Origin of the sequence: Pseudomonas sp. 43(2021) (assembly GCF_017490805.1) — a bacterium.
In the GTDB taxonomy this organism is placed as follows: Bacteria; Pseudomonadota; Gammaproteobacteria; order Pseudomonadales; family Pseudomonadaceae; genus Aquipseudomonas.
Window position 1 is genome coordinate 1 of sequence record NZ_JAFGYJ010000384.1, and the last position, 481, is coordinate 481.

Below are 481 nucleotides of genomic sequence, written 5' to 3' on the forward strand. Positions count from 1 at the left end.
GTCCTGCATCGGGATGCTCGCGCAACCCATCAGATAGCTGTAGCCGCCTTGATTGAGCACTTCGGCCAACTCGCCCCAGAGCACGGCGATGGTGCCGCCGTTGCGGTACGCCGGATCGACGCAGGTGCGGCCGATTTCCAGGATCGGGCCTTGCAGATGCGCCAGGCCATGCAGGCTGAATTCCTCTTCGCTGTAGAACTTGCCGAGGCTGCTGGCAGCGGTGTGATCGAGCAGACGCGTGGTCGCCACCAGGCGCCCGGTGTTCAGATCACGCACGCCGATGTGGCTGCAGTGAACATCATAATCATCCATGTCCAGACCCAGTTCCGCGCCTTTGAGTTTGGCGTTGAACTCGCCGCTGAAGACGGCGAAGCGCAGGGCCTGGGCTTGCTGCAAGGCTTCGGCGCCGATCAGGCGTTCGGCTTGCAGGCGGCGTTCATTGCCGGTGTCGCTGATGCGGGCGATTTGCGTCATGTGAATC

Annotated in this window: 1 protein-coding gene; it reads right to left on the reverse strand. The window is 62.6% G+C overall.

Annotated features, from left to right (window positions below; translation table 11 throughout):
- Window positions 1-474 (reverse strand): GNAT family N-acetyltransferase (locus J5M71_RS27765; RefSeq protein WP_207838780.1); only part of this gene is annotated, 474 nt, incomplete at its 3' end.
- Window positions 475-481 lie beyond the last annotated feature (7 nt).